Raw genomic sequence first — 15,739 nt, 5'->3', positions numbered from 1 at the left:
GGCCCGACGGTGCGGTGCGCTCACTCGTCCGTGTGCCGTGGCTGCCTCCCTTGTGTTCGTCGAGCGATCAGTACCTCGATTCCGTCCAGGATCCGGGTCAGGCCGAAGTCCACGTCGTCGTCGCCGATGTCGTCGTCGTATTCGTTGTTCGTCATCGTGGACGCCAGAATGGGATATCCGTGCTCGTGCAGGAGCGGCTGAAGGAACCGTGCCACGGCGGCGGACTGAACCGGCGCCGCACTGCTGTTGCGCACGTCGCGGCGGGCACTGGCGATGCGCCGCGCGTAGCCGTCGAGCAGGAGCGCGCACCCTAGCGATTCGGCAGTGCTCAGCCCGGCGCCGGTGAGCGCCTCCAGCAGGACCTCTGTCCAGCGCAGGTTCGGATTCCTCGACCATCCCGCGCTCGACCACGGTCCGGCCAAGCACCTGTCGGGCAACTTCGGCCTGGAGGACCAGCAGGCCACGTTGCGGTGGGTGCAGCGCAACGCGGCGGCATTCGGCGGTGACCCGGCGAACGTCACGCTCTTCGGCGAGTCGGCCGGCGGTACCAGCGTCTGCGCGCATCTCGTGGCGCCGGGGTCAGCGGGCCTCTTCCACAAGGCGATCCTGCAAAGCGCCCAGTGCACGGGACGCACATGGTCACCGGGTCCGGCGACCTGGTTCCCGTTGCCGCGCGCGGAGCGCGAGCGGCACGGGCTTGACGTGGCGGCCAAGGTCGGCTGCTCCGACCTGCGGACAGCAGCAGCCTGTCTGCGCGCCGAACCCGTGGAGGAACTCGTCAAGTGGTCCGACTACGGACTCGGGTCCGGACCGACGGTCGGCGGTGGCGGTGGCGGTGGCAGTGGCGTGTTGCCCGTGAGTCCGGAACGGGCCTTCGCCACCGGTCACTTCCGCCGGGTCCCCATCATCCAGGGAACGACCCGGGACGAACATCGCCTGTTCACCGCGGCCGTCGAAGCCGTGACCGGCGAGACGACGACCGACGCCGACTACCGGCAGGAGATCCAGACACTTTTCGCGCCCTCCGACGCGGCCCGCGTCCTGGCCCGCTACCCCGCCGACCGCTTCCGATCCCCGGGCGAGGCGCTGTCCACCGTCGTCACCGACTGGGCCTGGGGTTGCACGGTCCTCGACCGGGACCGGGCCCTGGACCGACACGTGCCGACCTACGCCTACGAGTTCGACGACGACGAAGCCCCCTGGTTCAGCACCCTCAAGAAACCCAATTTCCCCACGCGGGCGTTCCACGGCAGCGAACTGCAGTACCTCTTCGACGACGAGCAGCTCCCCGGCCCGGCCACACCCGCTCAGCACCAACTCGCGGAGACGATGGTGCGTTACTGGGCCCGGTTCGCCTACACGGGCGACCCGAACGGCCACGGCGCGGCGCCCTGGCCCCGGTTCGGAACCGGCCGGCACGTCCAGTCGCTGCAACCGGGGAAGACGGAACCGGCTGATCTCGCCCAGGAACACGACTGCGGCTTTTGGAAGACCATCGGCAGCTGACGGCCGCTACGGCGGCTGTCCTCGCTGGGCTACGGATGGGCTTGCGACAGCTCCCTCTCAGCGAACTTGAAGTCGTCCTCGCACGTCATCGCTCTCATCTGGGGTGATGCCTGCTAGCTTCGCGAGCTGATCCGAGGACCCGTGTGCCTTCGGCATGGCGGGGCCGTGACTGCGAGGCGAGGGTGATGGCGTGAGGGAAGACGTGGAGAGGCCGGCCGGGGCTGCGCTCAAGCGCCGGAGTTTCCTGGCCACTACAGCCGTGGCGGCCGGTGCGCCGGTTGTCGCGGCGGCCGCACCGGCGTCGGCCGCCGCGGGCCCCCACAGCGGACCACCCGAGCCGCCGCCGCTCGGTTGCGTGGCGCGCCTGATGTCCGTCCCCGAGACCGGTCGCAGCGTCGACTGGCTCCGGTCGGCGCTTCAGATCGCTGTGGAGCTGGAACTGTCCACCATCCCGCCGTACCTGTGCGGCTGGTGGTCCATCACGGACCGCAGCTCGCAGGCCGCACGACTGATCCGGCGCATCATCGACGACGAGATGTACCACCTGGGCGTGGTGTGCAACCTGCTCGTGGCCGTGGGCGGGCAGCCCCGGATCAGGGAGGCGGCACCCAACTACCCCGGCCCGCTGCCCGGCGGCGTACGCGACGGCGAGACCGTGTACCTGTCGGGTCTCACCAAGTCCCTGGTGCACATGATGATGTCCATCGAGGCACCCGAGGAACCGCTCGCCCTCAGCGACAGTGCCACGCATTCCGTCGGCGACTTCTACGCCGCCATGCTCGACGGTTTTCGGACCGTGGCCCCGCAGTTGTCGGCCCGCGGACAGCTGACCGCGCGCATCGGCTCCGACGATCTGCACCCCGTCGAGACCCTCCTCGACGCAGAGCGCTCCATCGACATCATCAGGGAGCAGGGCGAGGGCACGAGCAGTTCCCCGGCCGACTCCTTCACCGACGACCACCCGGCCCACTACTACGCCTTCGCCGAGATCTACCACGGACGGCAACTGCGCCGGACCGCCGACGGCTGGACGTTCACCGGAGCGCCGGTTCCCTTGCCTCACGCACGCCCCATGGCCCGGGTCCCGGCCGGCGGCTGGTCCCGGCCGTCGGCGCCAGTGCAGCGGCTCCTGGACAGGTTCGACAACACCTACACCGCCGTGCTGAACTCCCTCGACGCGGCCTGGGCCGACGGCGGCCCCCGCGCCCTGGGCGCGGCCATCCACGCCATGCGCGCCCTGGAGGAGCCCGCGGTGCGGCTCATGGAGACCAAGATCCCCGGGACCCGGAGCACGTACGGTCCCCAGTTCCACCCGCGGCCCTAGTAGGGCTTGGTCATGTTCGTATGGGGGTGGGTATGTCACGGTGGCAGGTGGGGCAGGCGCCGGCCCAGATCGCGAGGAGTGTCTGCAGCTCGCGGACGACTTGGTAGAGGCTCAGGCCCGCACGGCGTCTTTTGGGTCGCGGGCCAGTCGTTGCAGTGTGCAGAAGGCGTGGGCGGCGGAGACGAGGGTGACGTGGTGGTGCCAGCCGGCCCAGGTGCGGCCTTCGAAGTGGGCCAGGCCCAGGGCCTGTTTCATCTCGCGGTAGTCGTGCTCGATGCGCCAGCGCAGTTTGGCCAGCCGCACCAGCGTGGCCAGCGGCATCCCCGAGGGCAGGTTCGACAGCCAGAACTGCACCGGTTCGCTTTCGTCGGCGGGCCATTCGGCCAGCAGCCAGCGCTCGGCCAGTTCGGAGAATCGTTGGTCTTGCGGATGCCGCGGCCGGCGGGCCGGATCCGAAGGGCGACGAACCGCGAGTACATGCGCTTGAATCCGCTTTGGCCCTTGCCCGGGCGCGAGCCTTCCCGCCAGGACACCGGTCTCGCGGCCGTCCTCCCGGCCGCGATGATCAGGTCTTTCATGGTCTGTGCAGGGTCGGGATACTGCATCCTCGGTGGCCTGCCGGTGCCCGCATAATCAGGCTGGACGGGCCGGGCGTCGGCTGGATGGGCGGTGTGGCGGGAAGAAATGCCCACCGCGTAGGGCAGGTTGCGTTCTTCCAGACCGTGGCGGAAGGCCGCGGCATCCCCGTATCCGGCGTCCGCGACGACCAGGGGGATGTCGATGCCCCACGACCGGGTCTCGTCGATCATGTCCAGGGCAAGCTGCCACTTCTCCACATGCCCCACCCGGTCGGGGATGCCGCAGCGACCGCGGCGGGCGACCTTGTCCGCATCCGACTCCGCAGAGGCCGGATCCCACGATGCGGGCAGGAACAGCCGCCAGTTCACCGCGGCCGAGGCGTGATCACGGGCCAGATGCAGCGACACCCCCACCTGGCATTTGGTGACCTTGCCCGCGGTGCCGGTGTACTGCCGCGACACACACGCCGAGGCATCCCCGTCCTTCAGAAAGCCGGTGTCGTCGACGATCAGGGCTTCCGCCCCGATCGCGTCCTGCATCCTCCAGGCCAGCCGGGCCCGCACATGCGCCGGATCCCACGGGCTGGAGGTGATGAAGTGCGCCAGCGCCTGACGGTTGCCGTCCTCACCGAGGCGGGCAGCCATCGGCTCCACCGACTTGCGCCGTCCGTCCAGCAGCAATCCGCGCACATACGCCTGCCCCCACCGCCGCTGATCCGCACGGAAGAACCCGTCAAACAGCTCCGCAGCGAACGCCTCCAGGTCCTCCCGGACCCCGGCCATCTCCTCAGGTGTCACACCACCCCAACGAGTGCCGCACCCCAACAGACACGCCACTCACACATCAAGATGACCAAGCCCTACTAGGGCCTGTGTGGCGTTGTGATCAGCCAGTTGCCTTCAGCAGGTCGTTGATCCAGATCATTGAGGCGCGGAGGTGGAGGCCGGCGAGGTAACTCTCGGGCGACTTGTCGTATCGAGTGGCGATGCCCCGCCAGGCCTTCAGCTTGTTGATGAGCCGCTCGACCGTGTTCCGCTCCTTGTAAAGATCACTGTCGTGGCACGTGGGGCGGCCGCCCCGGTGGCCCTTCTTCTTCCGGTTGGCGGCCTGGTCCTTCTTCTCCGGAATGACTGCTTTGATGCCGCGTTTGCGCAGGTAAGAGCGGTTGGCGCGGGACGAGTAGGCCTTGTCCGCGGCGACAGCGCCGGGCCGGGTTCGAGGCCGGCCCACAGGCAGACGGACCCGAATCTTCTGCAACACGGGGACGAACTGCGGGCTGTCGCCGGCCTGTCCTGCGGTCAGCACGAGGGACAGCGGACGGCACCTGCGGTCCGCGGCGAGATGAATCTTGCTCGTCAGTCCGCCACGGGATCTGCCGAGCAGGGCCTGGTTCAGCCGGAACTTGCGCCGCCGCCGGATACGCCGTCGCTCTTCCTGCTCGGGGTCGTCCCCGCCGTCCTGCCCGTTCTGTCCCGGCGGGCCGCCCCTTTTTTGCCGGGCCCGCTCCTGTTCGGCGGCGGCTTCCTCAAGGGCGTCCATGACGTCCTTGCCGAGGTGCATCCCGGCGGCGTCCTGGTGGGCGCGGGCCGTAGTGGAGTCCACGCTGACCAGGGATAAGTCCGTCTGTCCCCGGCGAGCGGCCTCGGCGATCATGCCCTCCAGAAGAGCGGAGAAGACCCCGGCGTCCCGCCAGACGCGAAAGCGCCCGTAGACCGTCGGCCACGGTCCGAACTCGGAGGGCATCTCGCGCCACTGGGCGCTGGAGCGGAACCGCCAGATCACCCCCTCGAACTGCTCCCGCAGCCGCTCGGGGTACGGGCCGTACTCGCCTATCGGCAGGTACGGCTCGATGAACTCCCACTGCTCGTTGGTGAGTTGCGTACGTGTCACACCCAGCGTCCTACCAGGCCCCACCCCCGCACGGGACCAGAACCCGAGAATGATCACGACCTCACACAGGCCCTAGTAGGGCTTGGTCATCTTGATGTGTGAGTGGCGTGTCTGTTGGGGTGCGGCACTCGTTGGGGTGGTGTGACACCTGAGGAGATGGCCGGGGTCCGGGAGGACCTGGAGGCGTTCGCTGCGGAGCTGTTTGACGGGTTCTTCCGTGCGGATCAGCGGCGGTGGGGGCAGGCGTATGTGCGCGGATTGCTGCTGGACGGACGGCGCAAGTCGGTGGAGCCGATGGCTGCCCGCCTCGGTGAGGACGGCAACCGTCAGGCGCTGGCGCACTTCATCACCTCCAGCCCGTGGGATCCGGCGCATGTGCGGGCCCGGCTGGCCTGGAGGATGCAGGACGCGATCGGGGCGGAAGCCCTGATCGTCGACGACACCGGCTTTCTGAAGGACGGGGATGCCTCGGCGTGTGTGTCGCGGCAGTACACCGGCACCGCGGGCAAGGTCACCAAATGCCAGGTGGGGGTGTCGCTGCATCTGGCCCGTGATCACGCCTCGGCCGCGGTGAACTGGCGGCTGTTCCTGCCCGCATCGTGGGATCCGGCCTCTGCGGAGTCGGATGCGGACAAGGTCGCCCGCCGCGGTCGCTGCGGCATCCCCGACCGGGTGGGGCATGTGGAGAAGTGGCAGCTTGCCCTGGACATGATCGACGAGACCCGGTCGTGGGGCATCGACATCCCCCTGGTCGTCGCGGACGCCGGATACGGGGATGCCGCGGCCTTCCGCCACGGTCTGGAAGAACGCAACCTGCCCTACGCGGTGGGCATTTCTTCCCGCCACACCGCCCATCCAGCCGACGCCCGGCCCGTCCAGCCTGATTATGCGGGCACCGGCAGGCCACCGAGGATGCAGTATCCCGACCCTGCACAGACCATGAAAGACCTGATCATCGCGGCCGGGAGGACGGCCGCGAGACCGGTGTCCTGGCGGGAAGGCTCGCGCCCGGGCAAGGGCCAAAGCGGATTCAAGCGCATGTACTCGCGGTTCGTCGCCCTTCGGATCCGGCCCGCCGGCCGCGGCATCCGCAAGACCAACGATTCTCCGAACTGGCCGAGCGCTGGCTGCTGGCCGAATGGCCCGCCGACGAAAGCGAACCGGTGCAGTTCTGGCTGTCGAACCTGCCCTCGGGGATGCCGCTGGCCACGCTGGTGCGGCTGGCCAAACTGCGCTGGCGCATCGAGCACGACTACCGCGAGATGAAACAGGCCCTGGGCCTGGCCCACTTCGAAGGCCGCACCTGGGCCGGCTGGCACCACCACGTCACCCTCGTCTCCGCCGCCCACGCCTTCTGCACACTGCAACGACTGGCCCGCGACCCAAAAGACGCCGTGCGGGCCTGAGCCTCTACCAAGTCGTCCGCGAGCTGCAGACACTCCTCGCGATCTGGGCCGGCGCCTGCCCCACCTGCCACCGTGACATACCCACCCCCATACGAACATGACCAAGCCCTACTAGCTAGGGGCTTTCGTTTGGATCAGCGGGCGGACCACGGCAAGATGCCCGAGATGGGGAGTCCGGCCAGGTGGATCGTGGCTGTCCTCTCGTAGCGGATGGCGACGCCGCGCCTATCCGCTCGACGGTGTTGCGCTGCTTGTAGGCCTCGCGGTCGAAGGCCGGCGGCCTGCCGCACGGGCCGCCTCGACGCGGCCGATGGCCACGGTGATCTGCCGGGACCCAGGTCGTACGGCCACCCGGTGCTGGTCATAGCCGCACCGCGGTTCTACGTCAGCCGGCCCGCAGCACGTCGAGTGCAGTGAGTGCCACATGGAGCTCGGTGCGCTGGTCACCCGTTTCGAGGTCTCGGCCGAGGAGACGCTCGATGGTGCGCAGGCGTTGGTACATGGTCTCGCGGGAGAGGCCGCTCCGGCGGGCGGCGGTCGTCTTGTTGCCGGCGGCGTCGAGATAGTGGCGCAAGGTCGTCAGCAGGTCTGTGCTGTGCTGAGTGTCGTGGTCGATGACACGCCGAAGCTGCCGTTCGGTGTACTCCTGGATCCGGGCGTCCTCGCGCAGGGCGTACAGCAGGCGGCGCAGGCCGATGTCGGACAGCTCGTTGAAGGATCGGTCCGGGGGGAGAGGTTGGCGGGGTGGGGTGGCCTCGGCGACGCGGGCGGCCTCACGGAAGGAGCGGGTGGTGTCGACGAGGTCTGTGACCTCGGAACCGACGCTCACGACTGCGTCCGGGACGAGGCTCAACACCGTGACGGACAGGCGCTCGACGAGGGGGCGCCAGGGCTGCGAGCCGCGCAGAGCCAGCAGGATTCCGAGACGGCCTGGGGCCAGTTCCCCGACGAGGGCCGGCACGCCTGCCGTCCTCAGCTCCTGCAGCAGACGGGACTCCATCTCGGTTCCCCTCTCCGCTGCGTGCAGGTCCACCAGGGTGGCGACGAAGTGGCTTCGATCGGTCGGCAGGCCCAGCGCGGAGCAGCGGGCGCGGGCGTCCTGCGCGGAGCGGTGGCGCTGTTCCATGAGGTCGCGCAGGGCATTCCGGTGTGCCGTGCGTTCCCAGGGAGTGGGGTGGATGAGGCGCGCGACGGTCAGTGCCATTGCGGCCCTCCCCAGCAGGGTGGTGTCCTCCGGCCCGAAGGCTGCTCCTCCGGTGGGGGCCGGGAGCATGGCCAAGCGACCCCAGCGTTCGCCCTGGTATTCGACGGGGGTGGTGAGCCAGTCTTCCGGGCCGTGTGTCGCCGTGGTGTCGCGGGGGTCGACCGCCCTCGATCGTTGTTCCCAGTCGGCGAGTGCCTCCTCGACGGTGAGTCCGGCCGGTTCGCAGATCAGGGCCTGGTGCACCAGGTTCTCCAGGACGACCGTACGTCCGCTCATCTGCGCCGCCGCACGCACCACCTCCTCCGGCCCCGCGCCGCGCAAGGTCAGGGTGGTGAACGCTTCATGGATGCGTTGGGTGCGGCGCATCGCCTCGGCCTGGTTGCCGAGCAGGAGAGCATGCACGACCTGCGTGACCTCAAGGAAGTTGACGTCCTTGGCCAGGGTGACGAGGGGCAGGCCGCGGCGGTGACAGGCGTCGACGAGCGTCTCCGGCGGGCGGTGGTAGCGACGTACGAGTTCGATGACCAGGGCCGCGGCTCCGATGTCGGCGAGTTCGTCGACGTACCGGCGCACTCCGGCGGCGTCCTGCGGCAGAGGCACCCCGGTGGTGAGCACGAGCTCGCCGCCCTTGAGGAACGACGCGGGGTCGGTCAGCTCAGTGATGTGAACCCACCGGACCGGACGGTCCAGGTGCCGGAGGCCGGTGACGACATCAGGCCGTCCGGCCGCCAGGACAGGAAGCGCCAGGACGTCGGCCACGGTGAGCGGGTGGGTGGGCCCCCGGCCGGCCGGGTGGTGGTCGTTCACGGTCTCTCCAAGGGTTCCTGCTCGGACTCGACCCATACAGCCCCCGGGGGAGTGCCCGGTCACTGTGACAAGCGTCCGTGACCTGCGCAAGGGCGGTGCAGGAGTGATCGGTGCCGACGTGGCCCGGATGAGGCTGACACAACGTCCGGATGACGCGTCCCGGCCGGACAGATCGGGCGTTGGCGCACCCCTCTCCCGCGGGGACGCTCGAGAGACCGCAGCAGAGCGAACACCGAGGCCGGGAGACGAACATGACCGCACTGTCGCCGCACCTTCGCCAGGCCACGCCCGTGGTGGCGGCCCGGGGCGAGGGCGTCCACCTCTTCGACCAGGACGGTCGCCGCTACCTCGACTTCACCGCCGGCATCGGCGTCACCAGCACCGGGCACTGCCACCCCAAGGTCGTGGCGGCAGCCCAGGAACAGGTGGGCTCGCTGATCCACGGCCAGTACACGACGGTGATGCACGAGCCGCTCCGGCGGCTGGTCGACAAGCTCGGCCAAGTGCTGCCGGCCGGCCTGGACAGCCTGTTCTTCGTCAACTCCGGCAGCGAGGCCGTAGAGGCTGCGCTGAGGCTCGCCCGCCAGGCCACGGGCCGCCCGAACGTGATCGTCTGTCACGGTGGCTTCCACGGCCGTACGGTCGCCGCTGCCTCCATGACGACGTCGGGTACTCGTTTCCGCTCCGGCTTCTCGCCGCTGATGAGCGGTGTGGTGGTCACGCCCTTCCCGTCGGCCTACCGCTACGGCTGGGACGAGGAAACCGCCACGCGCTTCGCTCTGAAGGAGCTGGACTACATCCTGCAGACGATCTCCTCGCCCGCCGACACGGCCGCGATCATCGTCGAGCCGGTCCTCGGCGAGGGCGGCTACGTGCCCGCGAACCGCGCGTTCATGGAGGGCCTGCGCGAGCGTGCGGACCGCCACGGCTTCCTCCTCGTCCTCGACGAGGTGCAGACCGGCGTCGGCCGCACCGGCCGCTTCTGGGGTCACGACCACTTCGGTGTCACACCCGACATCCTTGTCACCGCCAAGGGCCTGGCCAGCGGTTTCCCGTTGTCGGGCATCGCTGCCTCCGAGGAGCTGATGGCCAAGGCGTGGCCCGGCTCGCAGGGTGGTACCTACGGCGCGAACGCCGTCGCCTGTGCCGCGGCCTGCGCAACCCTCGATGTCGTGCGCGACGAGAGGCTGGTCGAGAACGCCGAGGCGATGGGCAAGCGGCTGCGCGCCGGCCTCGAAGCGGTGGCCGAGCGGACGCCGGGCATCGGTGACGTGCGCGGCCTCGGCCTCATGCTCGCCACCGAGTTCGTCACCGAGGACGGCAGCCCGGACCCCGGGACAGCCGCCCGCGTTCAGCGCGCCGCCGTCGACAAGGGCCTGCTCCTGCTGCTGTGCGGCGCCTGGAACCAGGTCGTCCGGATGATCCCGGCGCTCGTCATCGACGAGACGTCGGTGGACGAGGGTCTCCAGGCGTGGGCGACGGCGGTGGAGGCCGGCACTTTGGGAGGGGAACAGCTGTGACACGGGCCACAGTGTCCCTGGAGCATCCGGTCGTACGGTTCTCCTGTGCGGACCGTCACCGCGGTGGACAGTCCGCACAGTAGCGACCGGGCACCTCGGCGAAGGGAGCCAGGCCGTCGGCCGGGCGTACGGCAGCGACCCACCGCCGCACCGGATCCACGCCTGGGTCGAAGCGAGACGTGGGGCCACCATGGCCGGGACCGATCGAGTCGTCGGTTCGTTTCTCGCAGGGACAGAGGGCGCGTATGGACGTTCGGCAGCTGGAGTACTTCCTTGCGATTGTCGACCGTGGTGGGTTCAACCGCGCGGCCTCGGCTCTGTACGTTTCGCAGCCGTCGCTGTCGCAGGCCGTGCGGGCACTGGAACGTGATCTCGGGTCCGAGCTCTTCCATCGCATCGGACGGAGGGCGGTGCTGACGGAGGCCGGAACGGCTCTGATCGGCCCTGCCCGGGAGGCCGTGCGCAGTCTGCAGACGGCACGGGCGAGCGTCGCGGCGGTGCACGAGCTACGTGAGGGGCGTCTGGACGTGGCATCCGTGCCGTCGCAGGCTGTGGAGCCGCTGACGAGCCTGGTGAGCACCTTCAGCCGCCGGTATCCAGGCGTTTCCGTGGCCATCAAAGCAGCGTTCACCGCGCGTGATGTGATCGACATGGTGCGCACGGGGGCAGTGGAACTGGGGCTTTTGGCGTCCGCCGGGCCGTTCTCCGACAAGGAGGTCGTCTCCTACGCGCTGGAGCGACAGCGCTTCGTGCTGATGGTGCCGGCCGACGGTCCCTTCGCAGGTCGGACGGCGGTGGAGTGCCGGGAGCTCGCAGGACAGCGGCTGATCGTCGGGCAGCCCGGCACCGGGATGCGCGCCTACGTCGACACGCTGCGTGAACAGGGCGTCGAGTTCACCATCGCCGCCGAGACGGAGCACCGGGTGTCGCTCATGCCCCTGGTACTGGCCGGGGTGGGCATCGCGGTGATCATGGATTCCTGGCGAGACCTCGCCCGGCGGCTGGGCGCCCGCGTCCTGGACATCGAGCCGGAGACCAGCTTGCACATCGCGCTCGTCAGCCGCCGAGCCAGCCTGTCGCCGGCAGCCGCCGCGTTCGTCACGACCGCCACCTCGGCCGCCGGCAGCTGATAGGCACCGCTTATAAGGGCTATCCGCTTTGCGTCTTGGACGCCCCACGGGCCGCCTTGCTGCAATCGACGGCATGACGACAAACCACCGCATTGCCCTGATCCCCGGCGATGGCATCGGCGCCGAGGTACTGCCGCCGGCACAGCAGGTCCTTGACGTTCTCGGCCGCCGCCACGGCTTCAGCCTGTCCTACACGTCGTACGACTGGTCGTGCGAGCGTTACCTGCGGGAGGGCGCCATGATGCCCGCCGACGGGATCGACCAGCTGCGCGACAAGGACGCGATCCTGCTGGGCGCCGTCGGCTACCCGGGGGTCCCGGACCATGTCTCGCTGTGGGGGCTGCTGATCCCGATACGTCGCAGCTTCCGTCAGTACGTCAACCTCCGGCCCGTCCGTGTCTTCGCGGGCATCGACAGTCCGGTGCGCGGCGCGCGGCCGGGCGAGGTCGATCTCGTCGTCGTGCGGGAGAACGTCGAGGGCGAGTACAGCGAGATCGGCGGACGGCTGAACCAGGGAACGGCCGAGGAACTGGCCGTCCAGGAGGCGGTGTTCACCCGGGCCGGGGTCACCCGTGTCGCCGACTACGCGTTCTCGCTCGCCGCCCGCCGCCGAGGGAAGCTCACCTCCGCAACCAAGTCCAACGGCATCATCCACACCATGCCGTTCTGGGACGAGCTGATCGCCGAGCGGGCCGCCGAACACCCAGGCGTCTCCTGGGACCAGGAGCACATCGACGCGCTGGCGGCCAAGTTCGTCCTCGACCCCGCCCGCTTCGACGTCGTCGTCGCCTCCAACCTCTTCGGCGACATTCTCAGCGACCTCGCGGCCGCGGTCGCCGGATCGATCGGCGTCGCCCCGGCGGCCAACCTCAACCCCGAGGGCGAGTTCCCCTCGATGTTCGAGCCGGTACACGGCTCAGCGCCCGACATCGCGGGCCAGGGCATTGCCAACCCGCTGGGCGCGATCTGGTCCGCGGCCATGATGCTCGACCACCTCGGCCACCCAGCCGCGGCCAGGGACATCACGGACGCGATCGCGTCGGTCCTGGCCAAGACCGATACCCGCACCCGTGACCTGGGCGGAACCGCGACGACCGCAGAGTTCACCGACAGGCTGATCGAGCTCCTCTGAGCCAATGTTCTTCCGCGGTGGGCGGCAGGGCCGACGCGCCGCCCACCGGTCTACTACCGCGCGCCCTCCGCCCTTGCGTGAGCCGCCCGGGTGCACGAGCCGTCTCCCCGGACACCGGTCGCCGCAGGGCGACGCGGGTTGCGGTCTGCGTTCTTTTCACACGCCGGGAACAGCTGCTTCTCCCGCATCCAGAACCAGCACCGCGACATGCAGGGACGTGCGCTCCAGACCTGATTCCAGGTCGCAGCCGAGGAGCCGCTCGATGGTGTGCAGACGCTGGTAGTACGCCTGCCGGGACATGCCGGCGCGTTTCGCCGCGACCGACTTGTTCCCGGCCGCCGCCAGATAGGCGCGCAGTGCCTGGAGCAGATCGCCGTTGTTGCGGTCGTCGTGCTCGATGAGGCGGGTCAGCTGTCGTTCCGCGTACCGCTGAAGACGGGTGTCCTCCCGAAGGACGCCCAGCAACTCCGGCAGCCTGACGTCGGCGGGGACGTAGAACCACCGCTCCGGGGAGGCCGGTGTGATGGCCTCGGCCGTCTGCTCCGCCTCCTGCCACGACCGGGCGATCCCGCCGAGGTCGGTCACCCCGGGGCCGACGGCGACGACGGCCCGCGGTCCGAGCTCTTCCCGGGTCAGGCGGCCGATCTGCTCGGCGACCGGCTGCCAGGCGCTCGCCTGTGCCAGAGCCATGAGTACGCCGATGCGGCCAGGGGCAGTCTCGCCGACCAGGGCGCGGACACCGGTGTGCGTCAGCGCCTTCGCGATGCGTTCGTCGAGGTGCTCCCCCTCGGTGCCGGTGTACGGGTGGCGGATGACCACGGCGAAGAGGCGGTGCCCAAGGGTGGGCAGTCCCAGTGCCTCGGCGCGGGCGCGGGCGTCCGCGGGGGAGCGGAAACGCCGTTCGTACAGGTCCCGCAGTACGGAGCGGTGGGCTCGGCGCTCCCACCATGCCTGCCCCGCCAGACGCGCCATGGTCAGCGCGACCGCCGCACGCTCCAGCACCAGGACATGTTCCGGGTCGGGCTCGGCACTCAGCCGGTCCTCCAGCAGGACCAGTCGCCCCCACGGGCCGTGGTGGTCCTGCACCGGCGCGATCAGCCACCCCTCCGGGCCGCTGGGCGTGAGCCTCTCCGGCGTCGGGGCGGCCCGCGAACGCCGCGACCAGGCCGACACCACCGGCTCGTACGGCCGCCCGAGCAGCTCGCACATCAGGACCCGGTGGGTGAGATCCTCCAGCACCACGGGGGCTCCGGTGAGCTCCGCGGTGGTGTGCACCAGTTCCTCGGGGTCCGCGCCCCGCAGCGTCAGGGCCGTGAAGATGTCCTGGATGTCCCGCCCGCGGCGCAGCAGGGCGCCCTGGGCATCGAGGATGAGCGCGTGCACCGTCTGCGTGACGTCGATGAACCGGACGCCACGGGCCAGCTCGACCAGCGGTACATCACGAGCACGGCACGCCGCCACCAGCTCCTGGGGCACCTTCTGGTACCGGTACCCGAGCTCCACGATCAGGCCGGCCGCGCCGACATCCGAGAGCTGGTCGACGTAGCCGCGCAGCTCGGAGGCGTCCTCTGGATGCGGCACGCCGGTCGTCAGGATCAGCTCGCCGCCCTCCAGGAAGTCCGCGGGGTTGAGGAGCTCGGTGACGTGCACCCATCGCACCGGGCTGTCCAGCCGTGCCTCGCCTGCCAGCACACGAGGCATGCCCTCGGCGAGCACGGGCAGGCCCAGTACCTCCCCAAGGGTAGGGAAGTGCCCGTTTGCATGGTGTCTGGGCGGCATAGGGGGTCTTTCATCCGAGGGAATCGGGCTCACCTTCGCACCGGCCACTCATCGTGACAAGAGGCGGGCCGTCATTTGGGCAGTCCGGTCGTCCGCAGTGACAGACCGTCTCGAGAAGGCCTTGAAGCGGAACACAGTGTGGGTTGACCTGCGGGTTCCGCGGGGCGGAAAGTGAACGCCATCCCCAGCAGGATCCGAACTGCAAAGGTCCGCGCGGTATCCGCAGCGTGCTGGGGCGACTTCCACCCAGACCACACCATCGAGCGGAGCGATCTCATGCGCATTCCGAAGCGCGTCGCCGTGATCGGTGCCGGCAGCATGGGCAGCCAGGCCATGTGGCGACTGGCCGCCCGCGGAGCCGAGGTCATCGGCTACGACCGTTACGCACCGGGTCACGACCGAGGCGCGGCCGGGGGCGAGAGCCGGATCTACCGAGCCGCCCACCTCGGCGAGCCCGCGTACATTCCGCTGCTGCGGCTGGCGGACCGGATGTGGGAGCAGCTCCAGGCGGAGACGGGCCGGTCGCTGAGACGCCGCAGCGGCAGCCTCGTGATGGGAGAGACCGCCTCTCCGTCCATATGCCTCCTCCTGTCCACCAGCGCCGCCCATGGGCTGGATCACGAGGTCCTGGACCGGAGGGAACTCGGCCGCCGCTACCCGCAGCACCGGCTCCCGGACGGACACACCGCCGTCCTCGACCGGCTGGGCGCCGTCATCAGGCCGGAGGCGTCGATCCAGGCCGCCGCCGCCCGCGCCGAACAGCTGGGCGCCCGGCTGCACCGCTACACCACGGTGCGCGAGGTCGTCCCCGCGCCGGGCGGCGGGGTGCAGATCGTCACCGACCTGGGCACGGACCACGTGGACGCCGCCGTGGTGACCGTGGGCCCCTGGATCAACACCCTGCTCCCGGACCTCCCCCGGACCGTCGACGTCCGCCGGGTGGTCTGCTCCTGGCACCTGCCCACCCGCCACGACTGGTTCGCGGGCGGTGCCCCTTCCTTCGTGCGCGCCGCACCCCACGACTGCTTCGGGATCCCGTCGCCCGACGGCATCTCCGTCAAGCTCGGTCTCTCCTTCAAATACCACGCGCCGGTGCCCGAGCCCGATCGGCTCGACCGTACCGTCCGCCCCGAAGAACTCGGTGTCTTCCGCGAGCTCATCGGTGAACTCATGCCCGACCTGAACCCCGACCCCATCAGGACGTCGGCCTACATGGAGGGCTACACGGAGTCCGGAAACCCGCTCGTCGGTCATCTCCCCGGCGAGGACGACATCATCGTCATGGCCGGGTTCTCCGGCAGCGGTTTCAAGTTCTCGCCCGCGATGGGAGAGATCGCCGCCGACCTGGCGCTCGACGGCACCACGGAGCACCCTGTCGACTTCCTTGCTCCGGCAGGAGTCGGCGCCGCCTGATCCCCGGCGGTTGCCGACGTCATCACCCCCACTTCTGACGTTTCTGTCG

10 protein-coding genes and 2 pseudogenes are annotated in these 15,739 nt (G+C 69.7%); 7 read left to right on the top strand and 5 right to left on the bottom strand.

Going from position 1 to position 15,739, the window contains the following annotated elements; all coding sequences use genetic code 11:
- Positions 1 to 20: 20 nt before the first annotated feature.
- Entirely contained in the window at positions 21 to 422 is a 402-nt protein-coding gene (locus RKD20_RS44320) for a TetR/AcrR family transcriptional regulator C-terminal domain-containing protein (RefSeq protein ID WP_424882692.1), read from the bottom strand.
- On the opposite strand from RKD20_RS44320, the gene RKD20_RS44315 reads away from it, so the two are divergent.
- Both RKD20_RS44315 and RKD20_RS44310 read left to right on the top strand, forming a co-directional pair.
- Positions 343 to 1,506, top strand: coding sequence for a carboxylesterase family protein (locus RKD20_RS44315; protein ID WP_424882691.1), 1,164 nt, complete (start codon positions 343 to 345; stop codon positions 1,504 to 1,506). The two genes, RKD20_RS44320 and RKD20_RS44315, sit on opposite strands and share 80 nt — an antisense overlap.
- A 190-nt stretch (positions 1,507 to 1,696) precedes the next feature.
- Positions 1,697 to 2,830, top strand: a complete 1,134-nt coding sequence (locus RKD20_RS44310; protein ID WP_424882690.1) for a ferritin-like domain-containing protein — start codon at positions 1,697 to 1,699, stop codon at positions 2,828 to 2,830.
- 111 nt (positions 2,831 to 2,941) lie between these two features.
- On the opposite strand, the pseudogene RKD20_RS44305 reads toward RKD20_RS44310, so the two are convergent.
- Together RKD20_RS44305 and RKD20_RS44300 are read right to left on the bottom strand one after the other, a co-directional pair.
- Positions 2,942 to 4,191: pseudogene (locus RKD20_RS44305) on the bottom strand (IS701 family transposase).
- A 103-nt stretch (positions 4,192 to 4,294) separates the two neighbouring features.
- On the bottom strand, positions 4,295 to 5,299 hold the full coding sequence (locus tag RKD20_RS44300; protein WP_424882689.1) for an IS5 family transposase: 1,005 nt from the start codon (positions 5,297 to 5,299) through the stop codon (positions 4,295 to 4,297).
- 156 nt (positions 5,300 to 5,455) lie between these two features.
- On the opposite strand from RKD20_RS44300, the pseudogene RKD20_RS44295 reads away from it, so the two are divergent.
- A pseudogene (locus tag RKD20_RS44295) lies at positions 5,456 to 6,705 on the top strand (IS701 family transposase).
- A gap of 385 nt (positions 6,706 to 7,090) precedes the next feature.
- Here the strand turns inward: RKD20_RS44295 and RKD20_RS44290 are convergent.
- Positions 7,091 to 8,752 carry a PucR family transcriptional regulator gene (locus tag RKD20_RS44290; RefSeq protein ID WP_424882688.1) on the bottom strand — a complete coding sequence of 554 codons (1,662 nt, stop codon included), beginning with the start codon at positions 8,750 to 8,752 and terminating at the stop codon, positions 7,091 to 7,093.
- 215 nt (positions 8,753 to 8,967) lie between these two features.
- Between RKD20_RS44290 and RKD20_RS44285 the strand changes: the two genes are divergently transcribed.
- From RKD20_RS44285 to RKD20_RS44275, 3 genes are all read left to right on the top strand, one after another.
- Positions 8,968 to 10,236 (top strand): aspartate aminotransferase family protein, encoded by a 1,269-nt coding sequence (locus RKD20_RS44285; RefSeq protein WP_424882687.1) that lies wholly within the window; start codon positions 8,968 to 8,970, stop codon positions 10,234 to 10,236.
- A 245-nt stretch (positions 10,237 to 10,481) separates the two neighbouring features.
- Positions 10,482 to 11,366, top strand: a complete 885-nt coding sequence (locus tag RKD20_RS44280) for a LysR family transcriptional regulator (protein WP_424882686.1) — start codon at positions 10,482 to 10,484, stop codon at positions 11,364 to 11,366.
- Between the two features lie 73 nt (positions 11,367 to 11,439).
- Positions 11,440 to 12,498: a tartrate dehydrogenase gene (locus RKD20_RS44275; protein ID WP_424882685.1), complete on the top strand. Its 1,059-nt coding sequence runs from the start codon at positions 11,440 to 11,442 to the stop codon at positions 12,496 to 12,498.
- Between the two features lie 156 nt (positions 12,499 to 12,654).
- Here the strand turns inward: RKD20_RS44275 and RKD20_RS44270 are convergent, their stop codons facing one another.
- On the bottom strand, positions 12,655 to 14,277 hold the full coding sequence (locus RKD20_RS44270) for a PucR family transcriptional regulator (RefSeq protein WP_424882684.1): 1,623 nt from the start codon (positions 14,275 to 14,277) through the stop codon (positions 12,655 to 12,657).
- 276 nt (positions 14,278 to 14,553) lie between these two features.
- Between RKD20_RS44270 and solA the strand changes: the two genes are divergently transcribed.
- Complete coding sequence (gene solA / locus RKD20_RS44265; protein ID WP_424882683.1) at positions 14,554 to 15,690, top strand: N-methyl-L-tryptophan oxidase; 1,137 nt, start codon at positions 14,554 to 14,556, stop codon at positions 15,688 to 15,690.
- Positions 15,691 to 15,739 lie beyond the last annotated feature (49 nt).

Source organism: Streptomyces sp. SLBN-8D4, assembly GCF_049739545.1.
Classification (GTDB): Bacteria; Actinomycetota; Actinomycetes; order Streptomycetales; family Streptomycetaceae; genus Streptomyces; species Streptomyces canus_C.
Note: the sequence above shows the minus strand (reverse complement) of the source record. Positions and strands in the feature narration are given on the sequence as shown.

Bases quoted from the DNA above. Each gene is read 5' to 3' on its own strand.
- RKD20_RS44290 (WP_424882688.1), bottom strand. From the start codon at position 8,752: ATGGGTCGAGTCCGAGCAGGAACCCTTGGAGAGACCGTGAACGACCAC.
- RKD20_RS44285 (WP_424882687.1), top strand. From the start codon at position 8,968: ATGACCGCACTGTCGCCGCACCTTCGCCAGGCCACGCCCGTGGTGGCG.
- RKD20_RS44280 (WP_424882686.1), top strand. From the start codon at position 10,482: ATGGACGTTCGGCAGCTGGAGTACTTCCTTGCGATTGTCGACCGTGGT.
- RKD20_RS44275 (WP_424882685.1), top strand. From the start codon at position 11,440: ATGACGACAAACCACCGCATTGCCCTGATCCCCGGCGATGGCATCGGC.
- RKD20_RS44270 (WP_424882684.1), bottom strand. From the start codon at position 14,277: ATGCCGCCCAGACACCATGCAAACGGGCACTTCCCTACCCTTGGGGAG.
- solA (WP_424882683.1), top strand. From the start codon at position 14,554: ATGCGCATTCCGAAGCGCGTCGCCGTGATCGGTGCCGGCAGCATGGGC.